This window comes from Amycolatopsis melonis, from assembly GCF_040064235.1.
Taxonomy (GTDB): Bacteria; Actinomycetota; Actinomycetes; order Mycobacteriales; family Pseudonocardiaceae; genus Amycolatopsis; species Amycolatopsis melonis.
This window is the reverse complement of the sequence record NZ_JBDZYD010000007.1, coordinates 312552-335218: the sequence shown is the minus strand read 5'-3', so window position 1 is coordinate 335218 and position 22667 is coordinate 312552. Positions and strand designations below refer to the sequence as shown.

The 22667-nt window shown below is 71.7% G+C and carries 23 protein-coding genes and 1 tRNA gene; 13 read left to right on the top strand and 11 right to left on the bottom strand.

What is annotated here, in order from left to right:
- Positions 1-23 precede the first annotated feature (23 nt).
- Positions 24-1523 (top strand): adenylate/guanylate cyclase domain-containing protein, encoded by a 1500-nt coding sequence (locus tag ABJI51_RS20915; protein WP_348952852.1) that lies wholly within the window; start codon positions 24-26, stop codon positions 1521-1523.
- Here the strand turns inward: ABJI51_RS20915 and ABJI51_RS20910 are convergent.
- On the bottom strand, positions 1511-2500 hold the full coding sequence (locus ABJI51_RS20910) for a beta-ketoacyl-ACP synthase III (RefSeq protein ID WP_348952850.1): 990 nt from the start codon (positions 2498-2500) through the stop codon (positions 1511-1513). The two genes, ABJI51_RS20915 and ABJI51_RS20910, sit on opposite strands and share 13 nt — an antisense overlap.
- Before the next feature lie 201 nt (positions 2501-2701).
- Between ABJI51_RS20910 and ABJI51_RS20905 the strand changes: the two genes are divergently transcribed.
- The 3 genes from ABJI51_RS20905 (at position 2702) to ABJI51_RS20895 (ending at position 5012) form a co-directional block, all read left to right on the top strand.
- Positions 2702-3175 carry an Lrp/AsnC family transcriptional regulator gene (locus tag ABJI51_RS20905; RefSeq protein ID WP_348952849.1) on the top strand — a complete coding sequence of 158 codons (474 nt, stop codon included), beginning with the start codon at positions 2702-2704 and terminating at the stop codon, positions 3173-3175.
- A gap of 38 nt (positions 3176-3213) precedes the next feature.
- Positions 3214-4452 carry an MFS transporter gene (locus ABJI51_RS20900; RefSeq protein ID WP_348952848.1) on the top strand — a complete coding sequence of 413 codons (1239 nt, stop codon included), beginning with the start codon at positions 3214-3216 and terminating at the stop codon, positions 4450-4452.
- 155 nt (positions 4453-4607) lie between these two features.
- A complete protein-coding gene (locus ABJI51_RS20895) occupies positions 4608-5012 on the top strand; it encodes an SsgA family sporulation/cell division regulator (protein ID WP_348952847.1) in 405 nt (134 codons plus the stop codon).
- Positions 5013-5222: 210 nt separating this feature from the next.
- Here ABJI51_RS20895 and ABJI51_RS20890 read toward each other — a convergent pair whose 3' ends face one another.
- Positions 5223-6326 (bottom strand): S1 family peptidase, encoded by a 1104-nt coding sequence (locus ABJI51_RS20890; RefSeq protein WP_348952846.1) that lies wholly within the window; start codon positions 6324-6326, stop codon positions 5223-5225.
- Between the two features lie 445 nt (positions 6327-6771).
- Between ABJI51_RS20890 and ABJI51_RS20885 the strand changes: the two genes are divergently transcribed.
- Positions 6772-9681 carry an ATP-binding protein gene (locus ABJI51_RS20885; RefSeq protein WP_348952844.1) on the top strand — a complete coding sequence of 970 codons (2910 nt, stop codon included), beginning with the start codon at positions 6772-6774 and terminating at the stop codon, positions 9679-9681.
- 181 nt (positions 9682-9862) lie between these two features.
- Complete coding sequence (locus ABJI51_RS20880; protein ID WP_348953046.1) at positions 9863-10471, top strand: hypothetical protein; 609 nt, start codon at positions 9863-9865, stop codon at positions 10469-10471.
- Between the two features lies 1 nt (position 10472).
- Here the strand turns inward: ABJI51_RS20880 and ABJI51_RS20875 are convergent, their stop codons facing one another.
- From ABJI51_RS20875 to ABJI51_RS20860, 4 genes are all read right to left on the bottom strand, one after another.
- A complete protein-coding gene (locus tag ABJI51_RS20875; RefSeq protein ID WP_348952842.1) occupies positions 10473-11180 on the bottom strand; it encodes a G1 family glutamic endopeptidase in 708 nt (235 codons plus the stop codon).
- 220 nt (positions 11181-11400) lie between these two features.
- On the bottom strand, positions 11401-12432 hold the full coding sequence (locus ABJI51_RS20870) for an ABC transporter substrate-binding protein (RefSeq protein ID WP_431605643.1): 1032 nt from the start codon (positions 12430-12432) through the stop codon (positions 11401-11403).
- Between the two features lie 23 nt (positions 12433-12455).
- Positions 12456-13343, bottom strand: coding sequence for an ABC transporter permease (locus tag ABJI51_RS20865; RefSeq protein WP_348952838.1), 888 nt, complete (start codon positions 13341-13343; stop codon positions 12456-12458).
- Positions 13333-14139 (bottom strand): ABC transporter ATP-binding protein, encoded by an 807-nt coding sequence (locus ABJI51_RS20860; RefSeq protein WP_348952836.1) that lies wholly within the window; start codon positions 14137-14139, stop codon positions 13333-13335. Before ABJI51_RS20860 ends, ABJI51_RS20865 begins: the two co-directional genes overlap by 11 nt.
- Before the next feature lie 191 nt (positions 14140-14330).
- Here ABJI51_RS20860 and ABJI51_RS20855 point away from each other — a divergent pair, with 191 nt between their 5' ends.
- Positions 14331-15914 (top strand): sensor histidine kinase, encoded by a 1584-nt coding sequence (locus ABJI51_RS20855; protein ID WP_348953045.1) that lies wholly within the window; start codon positions 14331-14333, stop codon positions 15912-15914.
- A complete protein-coding gene (locus ABJI51_RS20850; protein WP_348952834.1) occupies positions 15911-16570 on the top strand; it encodes a response regulator in 660 nt (219 codons plus the stop codon). The genes ABJI51_RS20855 and ABJI51_RS20850 overlap by 4 nt, the downstream gene beginning before the upstream one ends.
- Before the next feature lies 1 nt (position 16571).
- Here ABJI51_RS20850 and ABJI51_RS20845 read toward each other — a convergent pair whose 3' ends face one another.
- Together ABJI51_RS20845 and ABJI51_RS20840 are read right to left on the bottom strand one after the other, a co-directional pair.
- Positions 16572-17201: a hypothetical protein gene (locus tag ABJI51_RS20845; RefSeq protein WP_348952832.1), complete on the bottom strand. Its 630-nt coding sequence runs from the start codon at positions 17199-17201 to the stop codon at positions 16572-16574.
- Between the two features lie 91 nt (positions 17202-17292).
- Entirely contained in the window at positions 17293-18111 is an 819-nt protein-coding gene (locus tag ABJI51_RS20840; RefSeq protein WP_348952830.1) for an SDR family oxidoreductase, read from the bottom strand.
- 136 nt (positions 18112-18247) lie between these two features.
- Here ABJI51_RS20840 and ABJI51_RS20835 point away from each other — a divergent pair, with 136 nt between their 5' ends.
- Both ABJI51_RS20835 and ABJI51_RS20830 read left to right on the top strand, forming a co-directional pair.
- Positions 18248-19045, top strand: coding sequence for a trypsin-like serine peptidase (locus ABJI51_RS20835; protein WP_348952828.1), 798 nt, complete (start codon positions 18248-18250; stop codon positions 19043-19045).
- Between the two features lie 17 nt (positions 19046-19062).
- The gene (locus ABJI51_RS20830) at positions 19063-19287 is read left to right on the top strand and encodes an RNA-binding S4 domain-containing protein (RefSeq protein ID WP_348952826.1); all 225 of its coding nucleotides are present in this window, start codon (positions 19063-19065) and stop codon (positions 19285-19287) included.
- A gap of 139 nt (positions 19288-19426) precedes the next feature.
- Here ABJI51_RS20830 and ABJI51_RS20825 read toward each other — a convergent pair whose 3' ends face one another.
- Complete coding sequence (locus ABJI51_RS20825; RefSeq protein WP_348952824.1) at positions 19427-20368, bottom strand: Ldh family oxidoreductase; 942 nt, start codon at positions 20366-20368, stop codon at positions 19427-19429.
- A gap of 102 nt (positions 20369-20470) precedes the next feature.
- Here ABJI51_RS20825 and ABJI51_RS20820 point away from each other — a divergent pair, with 102 nt between their 5' ends.
- Complete coding sequence (locus ABJI51_RS20820; RefSeq protein WP_348952822.1) at positions 20471-20752, top strand: DUF2277 domain-containing protein; 282 nt, start codon at positions 20471-20473, stop codon at positions 20750-20752.
- A 1-nt stretch (position 20753) separates the two neighbouring features.
- Here the strand turns inward: ABJI51_RS20820 and ABJI51_RS20815 are convergent, their stop codons facing one another.
- The gene (locus ABJI51_RS20815) at positions 20754-21188 is read right to left on the bottom strand and encodes a VOC family protein (protein WP_348952820.1); all 435 of its coding nucleotides are present in this window, start codon (positions 21186-21188) and stop codon (positions 20754-20756) included.
- Positions 21189-21258: 70 nt separating this feature from the next.
- On the opposite strand from ABJI51_RS20815, the gene ABJI51_RS20810 reads away from it, so the two are divergent.
- A complete protein-coding gene (locus ABJI51_RS20810) occupies positions 21259-21735 on the top strand; it encodes a hypothetical protein (RefSeq protein WP_348952818.1) in 477 nt (158 codons plus the stop codon).
- A 54-nt stretch (positions 21736-21789) separates the two neighbouring features.
- Positions 21790-21876, top strand: a tRNA-Ser gene (locus ABJI51_RS20805).
- Positions 21877-21908: 32 nt separating this feature from the next.
- On the opposite strand, the gene ABJI51_RS20800 is transcribed toward ABJI51_RS20805, so the two are convergent.
- Positions 21909-22382 carry a MarR family winged helix-turn-helix transcriptional regulator gene (locus ABJI51_RS20800; protein ID WP_348952816.1) on the bottom strand — a complete coding sequence of 158 codons (474 nt, stop codon included), beginning with the start codon at positions 22380-22382 and terminating at the stop codon, positions 21909-21911.
- Positions 22383-22667: the final 285 nt, after the last annotated feature.

Sequence of the window (22667 nt, the reverse complement as noted above, 5' to 3'; positions counted from 1 at the left end):
TTTTCCGCCGTACGATCGACGCCGTGCGCAGGATCGCCGTGGGGAACTTCCGGGTGGTGTTGCGTACCAGCCTGGGCTTCGCCGGGCTGGGGGTCGGGTCCAGTGTGGCCGGATCGGGTGTCGTGGCACTGCTCCTGCTGCTGCAGGGCCTGCCGAAGGACGTCGGCGACCGCGGCTGGATGCTCGGCCTGACCGCCGCCGGGATCGTCGCCGCGGCCCTGCTCACCGGGACACTGTGGACGGCGTGGCTGCAGCGCCGCACCGCGATCTGGTTCGTCTTCGGCCGTCCGCCGTCGGAGAGCGAAGCCCGCCGTGCGCTGCGGCTGCCGGTGGACATGGCCGTGGTCAGCGGCACGCTGTGGCTGATCGGGACGGTGGTCCTGGCCGTGCTCGCCGGGGTGCTCGGCTCGGCCGAGGACGCCGTCGGCATGGCCACGGTGATCGGGCTCGGCGGGCTGACCACCGTCGGGCTCACCTACCTCGCGGCCGAGTGGGTGGCGCGGCCGGTGATGACGATCGCCCTCGACGTCCTGCCGCCGCGCGGCTCGCTGCCGGTCACCGTGCTGACGCGGCTGGTGGTGACGTGGGCGCTGGCCAGCGGCGTCCCGTTCGTGGGCGTGCTGCTCCTGGCCACCCCGCCGGACCTGGGCACCGGCAACCACACCGCGAGCCTGGTCATGCTGTCGGTGACCGGCCTCGCGGTCGGCGCGATCGGCACCGCGCTGCTGGCCAGGGCGGTCGCGGCGCCGCTGCACCGGCTGCGCGTGGCGCTCGACGAGATCGCGCGCGGCAACACCGACGTCGCGGTCGACGTCGACGACTCCAGCGAGATCGGCCTGCTCCAGACGTCGGTGAACCAGCTCGCGGCCGGCCTGCGCGAGCAGGCACGGATGCGGGACCTGTTCGGCAGGCACGTCGGCGCCGACGTCGCCCGGCACGCCCTCGAGTACGGCGCGTCACTGTCCGGTGATGTCCGCGAGGTCACGGCGTTGTTCGTCGACGTCGTCGACTCGACCGCGCTGGCCTACCGCACCCCGCCCGAGGAGCTGGTCGGGAAGCTGAACCGGCTGTTCGCGGCCGTGGTGTCGGCGGTCAACGCCCGCGGCGGGCTGGTCAACAAGTTCCAGGGCGACGCGGCGCTGTGCATCTTCGGCGCGCCGACGCGGCTGTCGGACGCGCCCACCGCCGCGCTGGCCGCCGCCCGGGCCATCCGGGACGCCGTCCGCGACGCCGGCGAGCTGGACCTGGGCATCGGCGTCTCCAGCGGCCCGGTGTTCGCCGGGCAGCTCGGCACCAGCAGCAGGCTGGAGTACACCGTGATCGGCGACGCGGTCAACGAGGCCGCGCGGCTGACCGAGCTGGCCAAGTCGGTGCCCGCCCGCGTCCTCGCCAGCGACGCCGTGGTCTCCGCGGCCCTGCCGAGCGAGGCCGCGCACTGGGAGAAGCACGGCGAGCTGGAGCTGCGGGGCCGCGCGGAGGCGACGCCGACCTGGACGACCGGCCCGCAACCTCAGGACGGCTGACCGAGGTCCGGCCAGCGCAGCACCGTCGAACCCCAGGTCAGGCCCGCGCCGAACGCGCTGAGCAGGACGCGGTGCCCCGGGACGAGCGTCCCGTCGGCGTTCGCGTCGGCCAGGGCGAGCGGGATGGACGCCGCGCTGGTGTTGCCGACCCGGTCGATGTTGGCCACGACGGCGTCGGCGGGCATGCCGAGCTGCTTCGCTGTGCCCTGGAGGATGCGGATGTTCGCCTGGTGGCCGACGAAGCGGTCGACGTCGCCGACCATCCAGCCCGCGCGCTCCAGGACCGTGCGCGAGGACTCCGCCATCCGCGCGCAGGCGTGCCGGAACACGGTCGTGCCCTGCATCGCCAGGTACCGGTCGGCGGGAGTGTCGGACAGCCGCTTGCGGGCGCCGCCGGCCTCGACCCAGAGCAGTTCGGCGTGCTCGCCCTCGCTGTGCAGGTCGAACGGCCCGAACGCGCCGGGCTCGCCGGCCTCGCCCGCCCGGAGCAGGACCGCGCCCGCGCCGTCGCCGAAGATCGGGACCGTGGTGCGGTCGCCCGGGTCGACCAGCGTGGTGAAGGTGTCGGCGCCGATGACGAGGACGCGCTCGGCGAGCCCGCCCGCGATGAACCCGGCGGCCGTGGCCAGCGCGTAGACGAAGCCGCTGCAGACGGCGTTGACGTCGAACGCCGCGGCCGTGCCGAGCCCGAGCCGGGCGGCGACCTGCGGCGCGCTCGCCGGGCACGGCTGGTCGGGGGTGGCGGTGGCGAGCACGACGGCGTCGGCGGTGCCGCCCGCGAGCGCTTCGCGGCCCGCGCCGACGGCGAGGTCCACAGTGGACTCGCCCGGCCCGGCGACGCGGCGCTCCCGGATCCCGGTGCGGGTCCGGATCCACTCGTCCGAGGTGTCGAGCCGGGCCGCGATCTCGTGGTTGTCCAGGACTTTCGTCGGCAACCACGAGCCGAGGCCGGTCAGCACGGCGGCAGGTGCGGGCACGGGACAGCCTCCCCACGCCGGCGGGTTGGCGGGACGACCGGCTGGTCTTCCACTTCTATGGGCTACCCCCTGGTAGACCGGCCAGTTGTGTTCCAGGTCACGAAAAAAGTTGTTTCACTTTCGCCGTGAACGGAGTAGTGAGCCGCGTCACGGAGGAGTGAACGGCGGCGGACTGTCGGGGGTGCCGGTTAGCCTGCTGGAGTGCAGACTCCCGACCTCGACCAGCTGGACATCGCCATCCTCGCCTGCCTCCAGGCGGACGCCCGCACCATCGCCGAGACGATCGGCGCGAAGGTCGGTCTCTCGGCCGCGGCGGTGCAGCGGCGGATCAAGCGGCTGCGCGAGACGGGCGTCATCGAACGCGAGGTGGCGGTGCTGGCGCCGGAGGCACTCGGCCTGAACATGACGTTCGTCGTCATGGTCGAGATGGAGCGGGAGAACCTCGCGGTGCTCGACGCGTTCCGCCGCCAGGTACTGGCCGACGACTGCGTGCAGCAGTGCTACTACGTCACCGGCACCGCGGACTTCGTGCTGATCGTGACGTGCCCGGACATGGCGGGCTTCGAGGTCTTCACCCGGCGGATGTTCTTCGACAACCCGAACGTCCGGCACTTCACCACGAGCGTGGCGATGGATCGCGTGAAAGTGGGCCTCACCCTGCCGCTGGAGCCGTAAGCTGGAGCGCTGCCCACCTGGGGGGAAGGACACGCAGCGTGCTTCGGAACCGACGGCTCTTCCTGGCCGCCACCCTGATCGACGCGCTCGGCAGCGGGCTGTGGGTCCCGTTCGCCCTGCTGTTCCTCGTACACGGCCAGGGCATGGGCCTGGTCGACGCGGGCACGTCGCTGAGTGCCGGCGCCCTGCTCGCGCTGGTCACCGGCCCGGTCGCCGGCATGGCGATGGACCGGTTCGGGCCACGCGCTCTGCTCGTCGCGGGCAACCTGGTGCGGGTGGGGGCGTTCGCGGCCTACCCGCTGGTCCACACCGGCTGGGCGGTGGCCGCGGTGTCGGCGGTGGCCGGCTTCGGCGACCGGCTGTTCTGGACGTGCAACGCGCCGATGGCGGCCCTGCTCACCACCGGCAGCGACACGGACCGCATGCTGGCGACGCAGACCGCCGGGCGTTTCGCGGGCGCGGGCGTCGGCGCGGCGGCGATGGCGCTGCTGCCGCCGTTCACCAGCCCGTGGGCGTTCCATCTCCTCGCGTACGCGAACGCGGCGAGCTTCGCGGCCGCGGCACTCCTGCTCCGGCTGCTGAAAGGGACGTTCGTCGCACCAGCTGCCACGAACGTCCCTTTCAGCCCGCCGGATGCACCGAAAGTCCCTTTCGGCGGGTGGCGGGCGGTGTTCGGGGATCGGGCGTTCCTCGGGTTCTGCGGGACCCACCTGGCGTTCACCCTCGCCAGCGCGAGCAAGTTCGCCGTGCTCCCGATCGTCGTGCGGGACCTGCTGCACGGTCCACAGTGGATTGCCGGGACGGCCATCACGCTCGGCACGGTGGTCGTCGTCACGGCGCAGCGGCCGATCGTCGCGATGCTGGCGGGCCGCAGCCGCACCGCCGGGCTCATCGGTGCCGCCGTGCTGTTCTCCGCGTGCTTCGCGCTGCTCGTCCCGCTGGCAAGCGTCCCTCTGCAAGTTGCGACCGGGCTGATCCTCGTGACGAGCCTGGGTTTCGCGATCGCGGAAGCGATGTTCGGCCCCACCGCCACGGCCGCGGCCGCCGCGGCGGCTCCCCCGGGCGCCGAAGGCCGCGCGAGTTCGCTCTTCCAGCTGTCCTGGGGACTGCCGGTCGCGGTGGCACCCGGCCTGCTGGCCGTCCTGCTCAGCATGAGCAACGCGCTGACCTGGTCGATCCTGGCGCTGACCTGCGCGTCCGCCGTTCCCGCGCTGCTCGTGCTGCGGAAGAAGCTGCCGGACGCACTGCGCGAGCCGTCACCACCTGTGCCCGCGTGAGCGCAAGGGGTATGTGCCCGGCGTTACACCACAATGGACGGATGCAACCGATCAAGTGAACGTGAGAATTTCTCCGTCATGGGCGCAGGCCCCGGTCATCTCCTTGCCGAAGAGTTCGCGCCGCGCGAACCGCCAGCGAGACTCCAGGAGGGGCCGTGCACACCGACGCCGTACACCAGAGCCAGTTCGTGCTGCTGAACGAGAGCACCACGCCCGTCCTGTCGCGCCTGTCCTACCACGCCCACGAACCGTTCGCGGTGACCGTGGCCTTCCGGACCGAGCGCGGCCGGTGGATCGAATGGACCTTCGCCCGCGACCTGCTCGTGGCCGGTCTCGACGAGCCTGCCGGCCTGGGCGACGTCCGGATCCGCCCGGACCTGTCCGAGGACGAGGACTTCCTGACCCTGGAAATCGAGTCACCGGACGGCTACGCGTCGTTCGAGCTGGAGATCGAAGACATCCGGACGTTCCTCGAGGCGTCCTACGAGCTGGTGCCGCTCGGCGAAGAGAGCGCGCACTTCGACGTCGACGGGCTGATCGAGGAGATCAGCAACGTCTGACCCGCAGACCTCCCATTCCCGCGGCGAGGAACGAAGGGCGGGTTTCGGGCGCGCTGGAGGCGCCCCACACCCCCCCCTACCCCCTTGGCGGGGGGCTCGGGGGGTGATGCGGGGGCCCCCCCCCCCCGCCCGGCCCCGGGGGGGGCGGGGGGGGGGGGGTGGGGGGGGGGGGGGCGGCGCCCCAACCCCGCCCTTCCGCCTTGTCAGGGGTCAGCTGGTCTTCAGCGTGGTCCCGGTGCCCGAGAGCGCGGCACCGATCGGGAAGAAGTACGTCACGGACGTGTTGCCGCCGGACAGGATGCCCTGCGCGTAGTTGCCGGCGATGAAGCCGCCGCCCGAGTCACCGGCCGCCGAGCGGACGTTGGTCGCGGTCATGCCGTAGACCGTGCCCTCGGAGTAGCGGACCGTCTGGTTCTTGGCGCCGATGGTGCCGCAGGTCCAGCCGGTGGTCGAGCCGGCCTTGCAGACCGACGTGCCGGTCGCCGCGTTGGACGAGCCACGCACCGCCGTGCCGTTGTTCATCTGCGCCAGCGGGGTCCAGCTGCTGTTGGTCCGGACCGCCGCGTAGTCGTTGGTCGGGAAGCTGTAGCGGCCCCACGAGCCGAGCGAGACGCCGTTGGACCCGGTCAGCGCGCCGGCCCCGGTGAGCGCCGCGCAGTGGCCCGCGGTCAGGAAGCCGGTGGTCGTGGAGAACCCGACCGAGCAGCGGGCCGAGCCGCCGATGTAGTAGGCGTCGCCGCCGCGGATGTTGTAGTACAGCGAAGGCTGCGCGGCCGTCTCGACGACCGTCACCGCTGATTTGTCCACACCGGACTTGGCGAGGAAGGCGTCCGCCGTGCCACGCTGGCCCTGCAGCACCGAAACGGTGACGCGGTTGGCCGCGGAGTCCACGCCCCAGCCGGTGATCGCCGCGGGTGCCGCCTTCTCGCCGGCGTTCAGTTTGTCCACAGTGGAGTCGAGCTGGCGGGCGCTGAACTTCACGACCGCCGCTTCGGCACCGGCTTCGCGGATCTTCGCCGTCAGCGCGGGGTTCGTCGTGGCGATGCGCGCCTTGCCCGTGGCGGCGTCGTAGCTCGCGCCGCCGAAGGCGTCGCCGAGCGCGGCGCTGACCGCTTCGGTGATCTTGTTCGCGGCGTCCTCGCTCTTGAGCCGCGCGACCGCCTGGTCGTGGGTCAGGCCCAGGTCCCGCTGCAGCGCGGGCACCATGTCGGGGTTCAGCAGGTCCTGGCCCGACGCGGGGACGGCGACGGCGGCGAGCGCGCCGGTCGTCATCACCGCGGTGGCAGCGGCACCGAGAAGTCTCGCGATCTTCATGCTTCTCCCTAGGTGGTTACGCGCGGCTCCGCACTGGCCACGCAGTGGTACTCCCACAGGTGAGCGTCCCCGGCGTGGGCATTACGGTGCAATCCGGGCGGCCGGCGATTGGGTATACGCATTCCCTGCGGACGAATCCCCTGCTCCAGCCGGCGTCACGCCCTGCCGTCACCCGGTCGGACAGGTCCGGAAGTAGGGTTTTCGTGAATTACTTTCAGTAGTCACGGTTAGTACACGAAGGCGTTAACCAACGTTCGAATGAGGGATTCGCCGACGTTTCCCACGCGCAGTGACCCCGGCGGGCCGTTTCCCGCAGCAAACCGGTGACAGGGGGTAGGCGGACGCGGGAGTCAAGCAGCGGCAGCGTATTCGGTGAAAGGTTTACGGACGCCATCGGCGCTGCTTAGGCTCCGGCGGAGTGTCCCCGGTGCGCTGAGGAGGTCATATGTGGCTGACCGCCCCCCGCTCCACAACGGTCTCCATCCGCTCGGCACCCGCCCGCCTCACCGGCCGCGACGCCGAGCTCGACGCGATCGTCGACGTGCTCCGGCACCGCCCCGCCGCGGTGCTGATCGAAGGCGAACCCGGCATGGGCCGCACCCGGCTGCTCGCCGAGATCGCGCGGCGCAAGGAGTTCGCGGGCGGCCGCGTGCTCACCGGCGCCTGCCAGCCCCTGCGGCAGCCCTTTCCCTACGGCCCGGTCCTGGAGGCGCTCCGCTCGGCAGGCGACGCACCGCTCGGCCCGCTCAGCCCGGTCGCCGGCGTGCTGCGCCCGCTGCTGCCCGAACTGGAGGAAGCGCTTCCCCCTCGTCCGGAACCGCTCGCCGACCCCGTGGCCGAGCGGCATCGCGTGTTCCGCGCGGTCCGGGAGCTCCTGCACGCGTGCGGGCCTGCCCTCGTGCTGATCGACGACCTCCAGTGGGCCGACGAGGACACCCGCGACCTCATGCGGTTCCTCGCCGCGGCCATGCCGCCGCAGCTGGCGGTGGTCGCCACCTGCCGGTCGGGCACCGACGTGCGGCGCGGGCCGCTCGGCGCGCCGTTCCGGACCGACCCGGCCGTGCACTCCGCCCGCGTCGCGCTGGGCGCCCTCGACGTCGCCGCCGTGCGCCGGCTCGCCGTCGAAATCCTCGATCTGCCCCGCGTCACCGGCGAGTTCGCGGCCAAGCTGCACGAGTGCACCGCCGGAATCCCGTTCGTGGTCGAGGAAACACTGCGCGCGCTGAAGGAGGCCGCCGAGCGGCTGCCGGTCGGCGAAGTGCTCTCCGACCGGCTGCTGGAGAACCTCGAAGTCCCGGTCCTGCTGCGGGAAGCCGTCACCGAACGGCTGGCCACGCTGCCCGAGCACGCGGTCCGCCTCGCCGGCGCGGCCGCGGTTCTCGGCGTCGGCGCCGAAGCCGCCGTGCTGGGCGAGCTGGCGGGGCTGCCCGACGACATCCTCCGCAGCGCGCTGCTCGCCGCGTTGTCCGGCGGGATACTCGGCGAAGCCGGCGACGGCAAGTACGGCTTCCGCCATCCGCTGGCCCGCAAGGCGGTCTACGACACGGTGAGCGGGCCCGAACGCGCGTTGCTGCACGCGCAGGCGATCCGCGTGCTGGCCGCGCAGCCGTCACCGCCGCTCACGCTGCTGGCCCGGCACTCCCGCGCGGCTGGCCGCGTCGACCAGTGGCGGCACTACGCGGAGGCGGCCGCCGACGAGGCGATCACCCGCGGCGAGACGTCCCGCGCGATCGACCTCCTGCAGTCGGTGCTCGCCGAGCCAGGGCCAGGGCAGGCGGACATCGGGCGCGTCGCGGGCAAGCTGAGCCAGGTGGCGCTGCGCGGGTTCCGCCCCGACGTCATCGGCACGCTGGAACGCGTCCTGGAAGAGGTGGCGCTGCCGCCGTCGGTGCGCGGCTCGATCCGGCTGAGCCTCGGCATGCTGCTGGTCCGGACCATCGGCGGCCTCGGCCGCGGACGGCTGGAGGTCGAGCGGGCGATCGGCGAGCTGACCGACCGGCCGGACCTCGCCGCTCGCGGGATCACGCTGCTGGCCCAGCCGATCGACGGGCTGACGCCGTTGTCGTGGCACGAAACCTGGCGGGCCCGCGCGGGCGAGGTGTACGAGCAGCTCGACGACCCGGAACTGCGGCTGGCGCTGACCGTGGACCGCATCGCGGCCGCGTCGCACGTCGGCGACGGCTCGGCGTGGACGGAGTTCGAGGCCATGTCGGACACGGTCGGCACGGTCGCCGAGCGCGTCCAGCTGGCCCGGCTGTGGTGCAACCTGGCCGACGGCCAGTCGTGGGCCGGGCACCTCGACCGCGCCGAGCGGCTGGTGACCGAGGGCGTCCGGCGCGCGACCGACGCGGGCGCGTTGTACGCGATCGGCCTGATCCAGGGCACGCGCGTCCGGCTGGACTGGGTCCGCGGCCGCTGGACCGGCCTGGCCGAAGCGGCCGAGCAGCTGCGGGACAGCTATCCGGAGCTGGGCCCGATCGTGATGGAGTCGTCGCTGGTCCTCGGCGGGCTCGCGGCCGTGCGCGGCGAGTTCGCCGCGGCCCGGCGGCACCTGGCCGCGGCGAGCGTGCACGCCCCGGACCGCGGGCCGATCCCGGTGGTGCTGTCGGCGGCCGGGGTGCTGATCTCGGTCCTGCTGGCCACCGACGACGTCGACGGCGCGTGCGCGGCAGCCGACACGGCGGTGGCGGCGGCCGGCCGCAAGGGCGTCTGGATCTGGGCGGCGGCGCTGGTTCCGCAAGCGGCACAGGCGTACGCGCGGGCAGGCCGCTGGCCGGAGGCGGACAACGTGGTGGAGGCGTTCGCCCGCGGAATCGAGGGCCGCGACGCCCCGGTGGCGGCGGCCGCACTGGTGGCCGGACGCGCGGTGCTGCTGGAGGCCCGCGGAAAGCACCTGGCCGCGGCGGCCCTGTTCGACGAAGCCGCGACGGGGTATGCGGCACTCCCGATGCCGTACCCGGCAACGGCAATGCGGGAGCGCGCGGCAATGTGCCGCCTCGCCGCGGGCAACCGCTCGGCGGTGGGCGAGCTGACGGCGGCGGCGGAGTCGTACGAGCAGCTGGGGGCAACGCGGGATGCGGGACGTTGCCGTCACCAGCTGCGGGAGCACGGCGCCTGGGCACCATCCCAACGCGGGCGGCGAGGTTACGGCAGCGAGTTGTCGCCACGGGAACGCGAAGTGGCGCGGATGCTGGCGGAGGGCCGGACGAACCGGGAGATCGCGGACGGGCTGTTTCTTTCGCCGCGGACGGTGGAGCAGCACGTGGCGAAGGTGTTGCGGAAACTGGGGGCGCGGTCGCGGACGGACGTGGCCCGCAAGCTTCCCGGGACGGTCACCACGGCCCCCGCCGGCTGAGCCCGGCCCGCCGCAAAGGTCTTGAATGAGTCATTCAGGTCTTCGGAGGTCCTGAATGACTCATTCAAGACGTGGGGGCGCGCTGGCGGGCGGGGCGGGGCGGACCTAACGTGGGCCGGTGACAGAAGAAGCACTTCCCGCCTGGCGGCGGCGGACTTCCGGGGAGACCCGGTGGCCCGCGATGGGCGTCGTCGTCGTGACGCTCGTCCTGCAGGTTGCCCTGCCCGCCGACATGGCGCTGCGGCCGTGGTGGCTGCTGCCCGGTGTCTCCGTGCTGCTCGTCGTGGCCCTGCTGCTGGTCAATCCCGGCCGGATGACGCAGTTCAGTGCCGTCGAGCGGACCATCTCGCTGCTCATCGTCGGGCTCGTCACCGTGGTCAACGCCTGGTCGGCCGCGAGCCTCGGCTACGGCATCGGGACCGGCACGATCGGGGACCGGGCCGGCGCCGTGCTCGTCACCGGGGGTGTCGTCTACTGGACCAACGTCGTCGTCTTCTCCCTCTGGTACTGGGAGTTCGACCGCGGTGGTCCGGGCAGGCGGGCGGCGGGCCGGGCCGAGTTCCCCGACCTGCAGTTCCCGCAGATGGCCGACCCGGACCTCGCGCACCGCGACTGGGAACCGTCCTATCTGGACTATCTGTACTTCTCGTTCACCAACGCGGCCGCCTTCAGCCCCACCGACGTCATGCCCCTGCGGATCTGGGCCAAGATGACGATGATGCTGCAGGCGGCCATCTCGCTGGTGCTCGCCCTGATGGTGGTCGCCTGGGCGGTCGGCGGCCTGAAATGACTCAGTGACGCGTCATCGTGAAGCTCTGGCCGTCGGAGCCGATGGCGCTCGGGCTCCACGTGTAGGTGCCCTGGTCGTCGGCGTCGAGGCCGGACGGGTTCGTCGAGGCGAGGTTCGTCCCGTTGAACTTGACGCCGGTGAACTTGATGCCGCCGGAGATCGACGGGTAGGAGTCGGTCGGCGACTCGATGATCGCCTCCGCCGACGCGTGCTGCGAGGTCAGCGACTTCGTGACGCTCTTCGACCAGCCCTTGGTCGTGTCGCTGATGTCCAGCCGGTAGGTGTTCGTGGCCGTGCGCGTCACCGTCGCGGTGATGTGGTCGCCCGCGCTGACCGGCGAGGAGTAGTACACCGGCGCGGCCGGGTACATCTCGTACCACGCCTGGTACACCGGGCGGCCGCTGGAGCAGTCCGTGGCGACGCCGGTCTGTTCCACAGTGGACGATCCGTCGCCGTCGATGCCGACCCACGGCGCGAACAGGTCGTCGGTGGAGGTGCAGGACACCGACGGTTCGGTCCAGCTCGCGGTGGCCGTGGTGAAGCTGCCGAAGCTCACGTAACCACCCCAGTTGCCGCCGGAGAACTGGTGTCCGTGGAAGTGCGCGCCGAACACGGCGGCGTGGGCAGTACCCGAGAAGGCCAGCGAAGCCGCCGCGGCGGCGGCGACCGTGAGAACGCGGACAGGGCGCGAAGAAACGAATCCGGACATGCGGAGACTCCGTTCACCGTGGGGACCCGGGAAAACCCGTGCGCCCAGTGTCGGAACCGCGCCGACGTGAAGGTAGCTACTTTCGAAGGGTCTTCACATTCCGGGAAAGAGTCACCAATTTGCCGGTTTTGGCCGGAAAAGACCCGTGAAGGCCTCCGCGGGGGATAAGAGGCCTTCACGGGTCATGACACTCACCTACCGCCCGGTCAGGTGAGCGGGGTCACTGCGCGGCCTGCGCGTGCGCGGCGTCCACGAACTTCGTCGTGTACGTCTGCGACAGGTCGATTTTGTCCTTCTTGGGCTTGACGTTGCTCGACGACTCCCCGAGCACCTTCAGCACGTTCTGGGCGCCCGCCGGGTCCATCCGCCCGTCCTTGGTGAACATCGGCAGGCTGTCCCGCAGCGACTTGACGTACAGCGCCTTGTCCCCGCCCGCGAACGACGGCGGCATCATCGCGGCGACCTGTTCCGGCGAATGCGTCGAAATCCACTTCAGGGTCTCGACATACGCATTGGCCAGTTTCTGCACGATGTCCGGATAGCGTTTCACGATTTCGCAGCCCATGTACAGCGAACTCGCCGGGTACAACCCACCCAGCGCGGCTTTCGTGCCTTCGACCGTGCGCATGTCGTAGAGCACCTTCGCCTGCCCGGTGTTGGTCAGCTGCGCAATCGTCGGGTCGGTCGTCATGCCCGCGTCGATCGAACCCTGGTTCATCGCCGAGATGAACGTCTGGCCGGCGCCGACCTTCACCGGCGTGTACTCCTTCGACGTGACGCCACCGCGCAGGGCCAGCGCCTTGGTCAGGAAGTCCGTCGACGAGCCCAGCGACGTGACACCGAGGTTGCGGCCCTTGAAGTCCGCGCCGGACCTGATCTGCCCGGCCTTGGCGGTGGCGACCATCTCGGCCTCGCCCGGCACGTTCGCGAACTGCACCACGCTTTCGATGCACTGTTCCTTGGCCTGCAGGTCGATCGTGTGGTCGTAGAACCCGATGACGCCCTGCACCTCACCGGCCAGCAGCGACGTCTCGGCGTTCGCGCCGGACGGCTGGTCGAACAGCTCCACGTCGAGGCCCTGCCGCTGGTAGGCGCCGATCTGCTGGGCCAGCTGGCCGGGCAGGTAGATGACCTTCGACAGGCCGCCGACCATGATCTTGATGTGCGGCTTGCCGGTGGTGCCGAGCGCGATCTCCCGCGAGTCGCGGCAGGCGGTGACCCCGGCAAGGGTGACCGCGAGCGCGGCCACCACGCCGACTGTCCTTTTGAGACGCATCAGATATCACGCCGTCCGTCGTCGGAAGCGACACCCGGGCGCCAGCGCAGCAGCCTGCCTTCCAGCGTGCTGATGCCCCACTCGGCCAGCAGCGCGACCACCGTGATGATCAGCATCCCGGCGTACACCCCGGCCGTGTCGAACGTGCCCTGGGCGTTGGCGATCAGGAAGCCCATGCCCGCCTTGGCACCGGTGTACTCGCCGACGACCGCGCCGATCAGCGCGAAGCCGAACGCCACGTGCAGCGACGACAGGATCCACGACGTCGCGCTGGGCAGCACGATCGACTTGAGCACCTGGCCGCGGGTCGCGCCGAGGATGCGGGCGTTGTCGATCAGGTTGCGGTCGACCTCGCGGGCGCCGGTGAAGGCGTTGAAGAACACCGCGAAGAACACCAGGACGACGACCGTCGCGACCTTCGACGACAGGCCGAGCCCGAACCAGATCACGAACAGCGCCGCGAGCACGATGCGCGGCAACGCGTTGGCGGCCTTGATGAACGGCGCCAGCACCTGCGCGAGGTAGGCGCTGCGGCCGAGGATCACGCCGAACACGACACCGAAGAAGGCGCCGATGACGAAGCCCAGCGCGGCCTCCTCGACGGTCACCAGGATCTGGTACCAGATCGAGCCGAAGTCGGTGCCGGTGGTGAACCACTCGACCAGCCGCTGCCAGATCTTCGACGGCTTCGAGTAGAAGAACGGGTCGATCCAGTACGTCGCGGTCAGCTCCCAGCTGCCCAGCCACACGACGACGATCGCCAGGCGCAGCAGCCAGATGTTGCGCTTGCGGCGGGTGGCCGCCTGCTTCGCGCGGGCCAGGATGTCCTGCTCGGTCTCCAGGACGGGGAGGGGCGCGGCCGGGGCCGCGGGGGTCTCAAGCGACACTGGTCGCTCCCTTCTCGCGGGCCTTGTCGACCTCGCTGCGCAGCGATTCCCAGATGTCGGCGTAGAGCTTGCGGAAGTCCTCGGTGAGCCGCAGCTCCTCCACCTTCCGCGGCCGCTCCAGGGGAATCTCGAAGACGTCCTTCACGGTGGCCGGGCCGGTCGTCAGCACGACGACCTTGTCCGCCAGCGCGATCGCCTCGTCGAGGTCGTGGGTCACGAAGATCACCGCCGCGCCGGAGCCGGACCACAGCCGCAGCAGCTCGTCCTGCATCAGCGCCCGCGTCTGGACGTCGAGTGCCGAGAACGGCTCGTCCATCAGCAGGATCTTCGGCTTCGTGACCAGCGTCTGGGCCAGCGCGACCCGCTTGCGCATGCCGCCGGAGAGCTGGTGCGGGTAGTACTTCTCGAACCCGGCGAGCCCCACGCGGGCGATCCAGTCGACGGCCTGCTCGCGGGCCTCCGCCTTGGAAACCCCGCGGAAGCGCGGGCCCGAGGCGACGTTGTCCAGCACCGAGCGCCACGGCATCACGGCGTCGGTCTGGAACATGTAGCCGACGCCGTCCGGAATGGACTTCACGTCATGGCCGTTCACCCGCACCCGGCCGGCGGACGGCGGCTGCAGCCCGGAGACCAGCGAAAGCGTCGTCGACTTGCCGCAGCCGGTGGGGCCGACGACGGCGACGAACTCGCCAGGCTGGACGGACATGGTCAGATCGCGGACGGCCGTGTGCACGGAACCGGACCCGCTCGGGAACCGCTTGGTGGCTCCGATGAGTTCGATCAGTGGGGGAACCATGGGGAGGTGACTCCTTCGTCACGTGGTGGGGCTCACGTTGGGGAAGGACGTTAAGGACGTGTGGCGCCGAGGTGAAGCTTGTCGACGTTCTGCGTCGCAGCTGCACGTTCTGAATGTTTTGCTCATTTAGCGCACCGCCGTGACCTGGGGGTATGGTCCCGGCCATGCCAAAGTGGGCGCTCTTCCCGCGGATGCGGTTCAGCAGGCAGGTGCTGCTGCTGCAGATCGGCGTGGTCGCCCTGGTCGTGGGACTCGGGGTCGCCCTGGTCAGCGTGCTCCTGCGGGACACGCTCACCGAGCAGTTCAGCCAGCGTGCGCTGGCCATCGCGAAGTCCGTCGCCGCGGACCCGGTCGTCGTGGCGAACGCGGCCGCGAAGATCCCCGGCGGGGCGCTGGAGGACCGCGTCCTCGCCGTCACGGCCGCGAACGACGCGCTGTTCGTCGTGATCACCGACGACCGGGGCATCCGGCTCGCCCACCCGACGCTGTCCGAGATCGGCAAGCGGGTGACCACCTCGCCGGACCGGGCGCTTGCCGGGTTCGACGACGTGAACACCGTGGCCAGCGGCACCCTCGGCCTCTCGGTCCGCAGCAAGACGCCGATCTGGACGCCCGATCACCGCCGGGTGGTCGGCGAGGTGAGTGTCGGCTTCGAGGTGGCCCAGCCGATCAGCGCGTTCAACCGGAAGCTCGTGATCACGCTGCTGTTCGCGGGTGGCGCGCTGCTGCTCGGCGCGGGGGCGTCGGCGCTGCTGAACCGGCGGCTGCGGCGCGTCACCCACGGCCTCGAACCGCACGAACTCACCGAGCTGCTCTACGAACGCGAAGCCGTGCTGCACGGCATCGGCGAAGGCGTGCTGGCCGTCGACGAGGCCAACCGCGTGTCGGTGCGCAACGACGAAGCCGAACGCCTGCTCGGCACCGAACTCCCGATCGGCGCGGCACTGTCCGAACTGGAGCTGTCGCCGCGCCTGCACAAGGCCGTCGCAGAAGGACGTCCGGTCGACAACCTGCTGGCCGTCGCCGGGAACCGCGTGCTGGTGATCAACTCACGGGCCGTGCGACTGGACGACCGGCCGATCGGGACGGTCCTGACCTTCCGCGACCGCACCGACCTCGACACGCTCACCCGCGAGCTGGACGGCATCCGCGCGCTGTCCGACGGCCTGCGGGCGCAGCGGCACGAGTTCGCCAACCGGCTGCACACCCTCTACGGGCTGCTCCAGCTCGGCCATCACGCCGAGGCCGTCGAGTACCTGCAGACGCTGACGGACTCGTCGTCGGCGCGGCCGAGCGAGCTGGGCGACGCGGTCGCCGACCCGTACCTGCAGGCGCTGCTCGTCGCGAAAACCGAGCAGGCGCAGGAAAAAGGCCTCACGCTCAAGCTCGCCGAGGACACCTGGGTGCCGTCGACGGTGACCGACCCGATCGCCGCGAACACCGTCATCGGCAACCTCGTCGACAACGCCCTGCACGCCGCCCGGATGGGCCCGCGGCGGCCGGCGACCGTCGAGGTCGGCCTGCTCGCCGAGGGCGGCACCCTGCACGTGTCCGTTGTGGACAGTGGCCCTGGCGTCCCCGCCGAGCTGCGGCGGACGTTGTTCGACGAAGGCGTCTCGACGAAGATCGCGCCCGGGCACGGCCTCGGCCTCGCGCTCGCCCGGCAGGCCGCCCGCGCCCGCGGCGGCGACGTCTGGCTGGCCGACCCCGGCACCGGCGAGACGGGTGCCCTGTTCGTCGCCAAACTGCCCGGAATGCTGACGGAGGACGGATGATCCGCACGCTGATCGTCGACGACGACTTCCGGGTCGCCGGGGTGCACGCCGGGTTCGTCGAGGAGGTCGAGGGCTTCGCGGTGGTCGGCACCGCGCACACCGCCGCCGAGGCCCGCGCCCGCGTCCGCGAGCTGGCACCGGACCTGGTCCTGCTCGACGTCTACCTGCCCGACGAGTCCGGCCTGGTCGTGCTGCCCGAGCTGCAGACCGACACGATCGTGCTGTCCGCGGCGACCGACAGCGCGTCGGTGGCGGCGGCGATCCGGGCCGGCGCGCTGAACTACCTCATCAAGCCGTTCACCACCCGCCAGCTCGCGGAACGGCTGACGTCGTACGCACGCTTCCGCGGGCTGCTCGCCGGAGACCGGGCACTGGCACAGGACGACGTCGACCGCGCGTACCGGGTGCTGCACGACCAGGACCGCACGTCCGCGCCGAAGGGCCAGTCGACGGCGACGTCGCGGCTGGTGTCGGAGCAGCTGCGCAAGGCCGGCCGTCCGCTGTCGGCCGCGGAGGTCGCCGGCGAGCTGGGCATGGCGCGGGCGACGGCGCAGCGGTACCTCACCGCGCTCGCGGAGTCCGGGACCGTCCAGATGCGGCTGCGCTACGGCGCCACCGGGCGCCCCGAGCACGAGTACCGCTGGACCGGCGCCTGACTCAGCGGCCGGTCGCCGGGCCGCCGGAGTAGTAGCGCTGCAGATAGCCCTCGGCGACGTTGAACCACACCTGGACGGGATTCGTCGTGGTCGGCGACGACGACGGCGGCAGGTCGACGCGGGCCTCGTCCTCGGGCACCGGCGGCTTCTTCGGCTGCGGTTTCGCCTGCGCCTGCACCTGTTTCGGCACCGGCTTCGCGGGCACCGGCACGTACACCGTCTTCGGCGGCGGGGTGACGACGACCGGCGCCTGCGGGGCGTCCGGTTCCGGCGCGGGAGCCGCGGCGACGGCCGGGCGCGGGTCCGGCTGGGCCACGTCGGCGGCGGGCGACGGCGCGGACAGGCCGCCGGTGAAGAGCCCGCCACCCAGCCAGCCCGCGGCGACGAGCAGCACCGCGGCGCCGCCGCCGAGCCACGTGCGGGCCCGCCGCCGGATCACCACCGACTTCGGGCGGAGGTCCTGGTCGCACACCGGCGGCCGGGTGTAGATCGGCTCGGCGGGCGGGGCGGTGTCGTCGGTGCGGCGGCGCCGGGGCAGGCTCGCCGCGACGATGCCGGTGCGGTCCAGCAGCTCCACCGCGGTGCGGTCGCTGGACGAACGGGTCGCACTGCGCTGTGCGGTGCGAAGCATCGGGGACCTCCGGTACGGGCGCTCGCGGACCACACGCATTCTGGACCATTTCGGACGGGCCTGTCCGAAACGCAACTCCATTGAGTGAAGGTCAGCTGCCCATCTGCTTCAGGCCCAGCCGGGCGAGCATCGCCAGCGGCCGCTGGTACGCCGAGCCGAGCACCCGCGGAATGGCGTCGATGACGTAGGCGTCCGGGCCGATGAGGATCCGCGCCGACTTCCGCTCGATGCCGCGCAGGATCGTCTGCGCCGCCTTCTCCGGTGTCGTGTGGGCGATCCGCTCGAAGCCCTGCGCGGCCTGCTCCTGGTCGTCGGCGATGCTGCGCGCGTTGCGCACGATGTTGGTCTTGATCCCGCCGGGGTGCACGCAGCTGACCGCGACCGGATGACGCGCGATGAGCATTTCTTCGCGCAGTGCCTCGGTGAATCCGCGGACCGCGAACTTCGCCGCGTTGTACGCGCTCTGCGTCGGCACGCCGACGAAGCCGAAGACGCTGGAAATGTTGACGACGTGTCCCTCGCCGGAGGCGATGAGGTGCGGCAGGAACGCTTTCGTGCCGTTCACGACGCCGCCGAGGTTGATGCCCATCAGCCAGTCGAAGTCCTCGAACTTCATTTCCTCGACGGTCGCGCCGAGCGCCACGCCCGCGTTGTTGACGACGACGTTGACGCGCCCGAAGCCGGCGGCGACCTCCTCGGCGTGCGCGAGGACGGCGGCGCGGTCGGCGACGTCGAGGGTGTACGCGCGGGCGTTGTCGCCGGCCAGCTTCGCCGTCTCCTCCGCGTTGGCGGAGTCGACGTCGGAGAGGGCCACGCGGGCGCCGCGGCGGGCGAATTCGAGCGACAGCGCCCGGCCGATCCCCGACCCCGCCCCGGTGATCACGACGACCTTGCCCGCGAACTGCTTCATCGGCCCTCCCTGGCTGTTACTCGTGAGTTACGGATACTAGCGGCTGTGAGCTTGCTGTGGGTGTGCTGAATGTGTCGGTCCCTCGTCCTATGGTTGATCTCGTCGGAAAGTCACGAGACCCGGGAGGCGATGTTCCGTGCGGCGGCCTGCCGTCCTGCTCAGCATCGCCGCGATCCTGCTCGTCGGCGCGGCCTTCGTCGTGTTCGTCGACCGGCAGCCGCGGTCCGCGGACGCGGCGGCACCGGACGCGGGCACGGTCGAGGCGGCCCCGGTGTCGACCCCCGACCTGCCTGCGGTGTCGAGTCCCGCGGTCGGCGCGCTGTTCGTCGAGGGAACGCACTACTGCACGGCCAGCGTCGTGCACAGCGAGCGCGGCGACGTGCTGCTGACCGCGGCGCACTGCATCCACGAGGGCGAGGGCGGCGACTACATCCCCGGCATCACGTTCGCGCCGGGCTACCACGACGGCGTTGCGCCGTTCGGGTACTGGACGGTGTCGGACGAGCTCGTCGCGCCGGGCTGGATCGCGTCGTCGGACCCGGACCTCGACGTCGGCTTCGCGACCGCGCACCAGGCGGGCACCACGCGGACGCTGGAGAGCCTGGTCGGCGCGAACCTGCTGGCCACCGGCACGCCGTACGAGCAGGCCATCACGCTCACCGGCTACCCGGACGACTCCGAGGTGCCCGCGGTCTGCCGGAACACGACGAGCAAGCAGGACACCTACCAGCTGAAGGTCGACTGCGCGGGCTTCCCGACGGGCACCAGCGGCGGCCCGTGGGTCACCGGCCAGGACCCGAAAACCCGCCTCGGCACGGTGATCGGCGTGATCGGCGGCTTCGAGTCCGGCGGCGACGACCCCGACACGTCGTACTCGAGTTATTTCGACACGGACGTCCAGGCGCTGTACCGCCAGACGACCGCCCGCCTGTGACGCGGCATGATGCGGGCATGAGCGACCCCGTCGACGTACCGATCACCGGAGAGCCGATCCGCCTCGGCCAGTTCCTCAAGCTGGCCGGCCTCGCCGAGGACGGCTCCCACGCCAAGGACCTGATCGACGCGGAAGAGGTCAGGGTCAACGGCGAGGTCGAGACCCGCCGCGGCCGCCAGCTGACCGACGGCGACATCGTGGCGGTCGGCGAGGACCGCGGGCGGGTCGTCCTGGTCCGCTGAGCCGGGTCCCGAGCGCCCCAAGGTGGCCTTCGGTGCGCTCAATGCAACGAAGGTGGCCTTCGGTGCACCCAACGCACCCAAGGTGGCCTTCGGTGCACCCAACGCACCCAAGGCCGCCTTGGGGCGCTTGGGGCCGGCGTCAGCCGACGCTTGTCAGCGGTGGGAGGCCGAGGGAGGCCGCCAGGGCGTCCAGCTCGCGGCGTACCGGCCCGGCCAGGGGCACGCCGAGGGCGCGGCACTGCTCCAGGTGCTGGGCCTCGCGCCAGCCGGGGTAGCGGATCGGCGTGCCGTCCTCCCAGCCCAGCATGCTGCCGAACAGCGCGCTCGCCGCGCGGTAGAACCCGTCCGGGCTGCGCAGCGTCGTCGGCGCGATCGCCAGGACCAGCAGGCCCGTGTCGTGCTCGTGGTCGGCCACCCCGGACAGCACCCCGGCGAGCACCTCGACCAGCAGCGTCAGCCCGGCGGCTTCCGAGCCGGGCCGGTCCATGTCGAAGACGAACTCCGGGTACGCGCCGCCCGGAGCCGCCATGCCCAGGGGGTTCATCGGCTGGCCGGGTTCGCCGCCCGCGGCGAGCACCAGCCCGATCATCGCGTGCGGCAGGGCGCGCGCCGCGTGGTGACCTGCCCGGCCGAACGGGCCGACACCGCGCATCGAGACGAGCCCGACGCCGAAGCGGCCGGCGCGGGCCACCGCGCGGTCCATCGCGTCGCCGACCGCCCACAGTCCCGGCCCGCGGCGGTAGTCGATCAGCGCGGCGGCGCCGCGGTCGGCGATCATCAGCGGCTCCGCGTGCGGGACGACGAGCCCGTTCTTCAGCAGCGGCAGGTGGACACGGGTCAGCTCGGCGACCCCGGTCTCCGGCGACCCGGTGAGATCGCCGTGGCACAGCGCTTCGGCGGCCATCCGGGCCCGCACTTCGGGGAGCCCGTGCGCGGCGAAGACGTGCGCCACGAGGGTGACCAGCTCGTCGGCCCGTACGCGGGGCCAGGCCTGTTCCGGGATCGGGGTTTCCGGCGGTTCTTCTTCGAGAGTGCCGGGTTCGGGGCGGGCGGAACGGAACGATCGCGGTCTGAGGGGCACTTCCCCGACATTGCCCAAGCTGGGGTTCGGGCGTCAACGCGCCCGGGCCGGGCCTACCCGACCGTGTGATCGACGGGTCCGGAGAGACGTACCCTGGGCGGCATGTGCCGAAACATCACCACCCTCCGGGGGCTCCAGCCGGCCGCGACGGGCGAGGAGATCGAGGCCGCGGCCCGCCAGTACGTCCGCAAGGTCACCGGCGTGCAGTCGCTTTCGGACGCCACGCGCGAGCCGTTCGAGGCCGCGGTCGCCGAGATCGCGGAAATCACCGCGCGGCTGCTGGAACAGCTGCCCGCCCGCCGCCAGCCACCGGCGACCGTGCCGCCGCTGCGCCGCCCGGAAGTGCAGGCCCGGATCGCCGCGAAAGCCTTGCGGCAGCCCTGATTCAGCCCACGCGCTGCGCGTAGCCGGGCTCGCCGGTGCGGTCGGCGCCGCCGTCCTTGGTGAGGCTGTAGAGCCGGATCTCGGTGCCGTCGGGGTCGTTGAAGCGCACCATCCACCCGGTCGTGGCCTCGAACAGCGGCTGGTGCTCGACGCCGAGTTCGTCCAGCCGCGCGATCCAGGCTTCGGCGGCCGCGCGGTCGGCGATCGAGAAGCACACCGGGTCGAACCCGGCGAGTCCTTCGGCGGCCCGCTCCTGCACGCGCAACGCCACCGGCACGCCGTCGACGGTCCCTCCGACACCGCGCACGACACCGTCGTCGTCCGGGAACTCGTGGGTGACGTGCAGACCGAGCACGCGCTCGTACCACTCGCGGCTGCGCGTCAGGTCGCGCACCGGGAACTTGACGTGGTGGAAACCCTCGATCTTCGCGGTCATCCCCGCTCCTTTCGCCGACCTGGAGGGTAAGACCGCGACGGGCGTTTTCCCAGCCCGATAGGGTGCCCGGATGGGCGGACAGGCTTTGGTGCTCGGCGGCGGCGGGGTCGCCGAGCACGGCCAGGACCTCACCGGCGCGGACCTGATCGTCGGGACGTCCGCGGGTGCCGCGGTCGCGGCCCAGGTGACCAGCGGCCTGTCGCTGGCGGAGCTGTTCGCCCGCCAGGCCGACCCGGCCCGGCAGGCCCCGGAAATCCCGGCCGACGTCGACCTCGAAGAGTTCGCCGCGAAGTTCGGCGGCGCGGTCACCGGCGCCACGACGCCCGCCGAGGTGCGGCAGGCGGTCGGCAGGCCGGCGCCGGCCGCGGACACGGTGCCCGAAGCCGACCGCCGCGCGGTCTCGCCGGGCTGGGCGCGGGGGTGCGGAGATCGCACTGGTCACCCCGGACGAGCAGGCACTGGCGGCGATCGGGCCGAACCGCTGGACCCGTCGACGCGCACCCCGGCCGCCGAAGCCGGGCGGGCACAGGGCGCGGCGCGACACTGAGCTGGGACTAGGGGCCGGGTGCCCGCGAGGGCGTCGGCTACCCTCGTGGGCAGGGGTAGCGTGTCCGAGCGGCCGAAGGAACATGTCTTGAAAACATGCGAGGGGGCAACCTCTCCGTGGGTTCGAATCCCACCGCTACCGCACTGAGTGCCCGGGCGCGGCCGCGCCCGGGCTCAGCTCTCCGGTGCCGAAAGGTGCTCCAGCACGCGCTCGAACGCCGTGGCGATCGTGGCCTGCTCCGCCGGGCTCAGCAGGTCGATCAGGTGCTCGCGGACGCCCTCCACGTGCGTCGGGGCCGCCGTTTCCAGCACGGCCATGCCCTCGTCGGTCAGCTCCGTGAGCACGCCGCGCTTGTCCTCCGGGTCGCGCACGCGGCGGACCAGGCCCGCGTCCTCCAGGCGGCCGACCTGGTGCGAGAGCTTGCTCTTGGTCGAGCCCATCCACTCGGCCAGCTCCGACATCCGGATCCGGTGGCCGGGCTGGGTTTCGAGGCAGACGAGCACCTCGTAGTCGGTGAGCGACACGTCGTGGCGTTCGGTCAGGTCGCGGTGCAGGCGCTGTCGCAACCGCAGCGTCGCGACGACGTAGGAGCGCCACGCCGCCATCTCGGCATCGTTCAACCACCGCACAGGCCGCACCTCGGTCATAAGACAGCCTAGAACGGTGATCAACGGACCGCGCGGTCCGAGTCCGTTCCGCCTGCCGGTGAAAACCCCGTCGCAACATCGCCCGAAGGTGGGGTTACGAAAAGGTTGAGACTCGGCCGGAAAAGGCGCATTCTGCTTGTCGGCGGACGGTTGGCCAGGGTAAACGGGCTCGACGCCGGTGACGAGCCGGCCCGGCACTCCGCCAGGAGAGGTCAGGTGGTTGCGTGACGGGTGGTTCATGCGGTTGACCGCCAGCTGCGTCCCCGCGACCGGAACGGACAACGA

Coding starts and splice junctions, on each gene's coding strand:
- ABJI51_RS20890 (WP_348952846.1), bottom strand. CDS start 6,326: ATGAAGATCGCGAGACTTCTCGGTGCCGCTGCCACCGCGGTGATGACG.
- ABJI51_RS20875 (WP_348952842.1), bottom strand. CDS start 11,180: ATGTCCGGATTCGTTTCTTCGCGCCCTGTCCGCGTTCTCACGGTCGCC.
- ABJI51_RS20800 (WP_348952816.1), bottom strand. CDS start 22,382: ATGACCGAGGTGCGGCCTGTGCGGTGGTTGAACGATGCCGAGATGGCG.
- ABJI51_RS20880 (WP_348953046.1), top strand. CDS start 9,863: ATGGGCGTCGTCGTCGTGACGCTCGTCCTGCAGGTTGCCCTGCCCGCC.
- ABJI51_RS20815 (WP_348952820.1), bottom strand. CDS start 21,188: ATGACCGCGAAGATCGAGGGTTTCCACCACGTCAAGTTCCCGGTGCGC.
- ABJI51_RS20810 (WP_348952818.1), top strand. CDS start 21,259: ATGGGCGGACAGGCTTTGGTGCTCGGCGGCGGCGGGGTCGCCGAGCAC.
- ABJI51_RS20855 (WP_348953045.1), top strand. CDS start 14,331: ATGCGGTTCAGCAGGCAGGTGCTGCTGCTGCAGATCGGCGTGGTCGCC.
- ABJI51_RS20830 (WP_348952826.1), top strand. CDS start 19,063: ATGAGCGACCCCGTCGACGTACCGATCACCGGAGAGCCGATCCGCCTC.
- ABJI51_RS20850 (WP_348952834.1), top strand. CDS start 15,911: ATGATCCGCACGCTGATCGTCGACGACGACTTCCGGGTCGCCGGGGTG.
- ABJI51_RS20840 (WP_348952830.1), bottom strand. CDS start 18,111: ATGAAGCAGTTCGCGGGCAAGGTCGTCGTGATCACCGGGGCGGGGTCG.
- ABJI51_RS20885 (WP_348952844.1), top strand. CDS start 6,772: ATGTGGCTGACCGCCCCCCGCTCCACAACGGTCTCCATCCGCTCGGCA.
- ABJI51_RS20820 (WP_348952822.1), top strand. CDS start 20,471: ATGTGCCGAAACATCACCACCCTCCGGGGGCTCCAGCCGGCCGCGACG.
- ABJI51_RS20845 (WP_348952832.1), bottom strand. CDS start 17,201: ATGCTTCGCACCGCACAGCGCAGTGCGACCCGTTCGTCCAGCGACCGC.
- ABJI51_RS20860 (WP_348952836.1), bottom strand. CDS start 14,139: ATGGTTCCCCCACTGATCGAACTCATCGGAGCCACCAAGCGGTTCCCG.